The sequence below is a fragment of the Microcystis sp. LE19-10.1B genome (assembly GCF_027530565.1).
Lineage (GTDB): Bacteria > Cyanobacteriota > Cyanobacteriia > Cyanobacteriales > Microcystaceae > Microcystis > Microcystis aeruginosa.
Genome location: NZ_JAPZQM010000599.1, coordinates 1 through 1,137 on the forward strand (window position 1 = coordinate 1; position 1,137 = coordinate 1,137).

3 protein-coding genes are annotated in these 1,137 nt (G+C 36.5%); all 3 read left to right on the top strand.

Annotated elements, in window-relative coordinates; genetic code table 11:
• Positions 1 to 113, top strand: a 113-nt coding sequence (locus O9332_RS21685; RefSeq protein ID WP_071784045.1) for a transposase, incomplete at its 5' end; no start/stop codon positions are given.
• 60 nt (positions 114 to 173) lie between these two features.
• Positions 174 to 689, top strand: a complete 516-nt coding sequence (locus O9332_RS21690; RefSeq protein ID WP_002762869.1) for a hypothetical protein — start codon at positions 174 to 176, stop codon at positions 687 to 689.
• A 70-nt stretch (positions 690 to 759) separates the two neighbouring features.
• Positions 760 to 1,014 carry a hypothetical protein gene (locus tag O9332_RS21695; protein ID WP_288027367.1) on the top strand — a complete coding sequence of 85 codons (255 nt, stop codon included), beginning with the start codon at positions 760 to 762 and terminating at the stop codon, positions 1,012 to 1,014.
• Positions 1,015 to 1,137 lie beyond the last annotated feature (123 nt).

A 1,137-nucleotide genomic window follows, 5' to 3' on the forward strand; every position in this document is an offset into this window, starting at 1 on the left:
TGGTCGAGGGAATCAACAATAAACTTAAACTAATAAAACGGAGAGGCTATGGCTTTAGAAACTTTCGGAATTTTTGGGTTAGAAGTATGTTATCTTGGCATCTTGTATGTTGATTTAGCATAAAGGGTAACGAAGAGCCAAAAGTTGTTACTGCTACTTCTAAGAAAAAGAAAATGCCTGAAATTTCTATATCGAACGATCTGTCCGATGGTCGAGGCGTTGGACTTGCTCCAGATCAAATCCTTAATGCGGTTCGATTTCAGCTTTTGGAGGAAAGAAAAAGCGGAAAACCTAACAAGGCCGAACTTAATGATAAGATTTCAGCTAAAGAAGGCGAAATAGAGGAAAATAAGTCCAAAATTGATAAAGCTAAAGAACAAGCCAAGAATCGAAAACGAGAAATTGACCACTGGAAGCAGTGGTTTCACTCGTTACCTGGAACTGATAGAACAGAAGAACAAGCAAAGTTAGATATTGAGATTAATTGGCGTGGTAAAGAAATTAACGCTTGGCAGGAGGAGATTGGGAATTTAGAAACTAAAAAGTGGGCTATTAGACATGAGTTAGAAGCGTTAAAACAGCAATTACTCGCCTTGGAGGATGGGGTATATGATCGCCCGATTGAGGAAGATCCCCGTTTAATTCATGCGATAGCTGCTTTTGAAGAGGCAATGGCAACTCCCAAGTAGAGTCACTCAGTAAATTAGCTGTAAATTTGGAATTACGCTGGATATTTTAACTTAGTTTTGAGATGCAATTATGACTATTGAAAACCTTGAAAAAACACTGCAAGGAAATATTGCGAATGGCAATTTATTGCTAAAAAATACTACAATTAAATCTGAAAATGTTCAGTTTTTATTCAAAGAATTCTTATCTGATGAGCCACTAAACATAAAAACGATAGAATTAATAACTGAAACTGAAAATATTATTGTGAGCGGGAAAACTTCGCTATTTTCCATTCCAGATCTTGAGGTTGAAGCTACATTTTACTGGTTCTTCGTTACTTAGTATGGTTCGATAGGGGGGCATAAATCGACTAAATCCTTATCTGGCAAGAGACTTAATTGATTAGTTCGCTCTAGAGCAAAAATAATTGACAAAAATCGCCAAATGCCTTTCTATATAAGGGTT